General features: G+C 50.4%; 1 protein-coding gene. It reads right to left on the reverse strand.

Annotation, left to right across the window (positions count from 1 at the left end):
• Nucleotides 1-240 (reverse strand): peptide chain release factor-like protein (locus tag RRF55_RS27725; RefSeq protein ID WP_439419259.1); only part of this gene is annotated, 240 nt, incomplete at both ends.

The following is a 240-nucleotide window of genomic DNA, read 5'->3' on the forward strand; positions in this document are numbered from 1 at the left end:
TGGTCACGGTTGGCATGTTGTGAACGTTGGTTCTGACACGCCACCACAATGCCTGTTGGCGCGTGGGTTAAACGTACCGCAGAGTCAGTTTTGTTAATGTGCTGACCACCTGCACCCGAAGCACGGTAAGTATCGGTACGCACGTCAGATGGGTTGATATCAATTTCAATGTTGTCATCGACTTCTGGCGAGACAAACACAGCAGAGAATGAGGTATGACGGCGGTTACCCGAGTCAAAT

Source organism: Klebsiella sp. K47 (genome assembly GCF_051858335.1).
GTDB classification, from domain to species: domain Bacteria; phylum Pseudomonadota; class Gammaproteobacteria; order Enterobacterales; family Enterobacteriaceae; genus Klebsiella; species Klebsiella pneumoniae.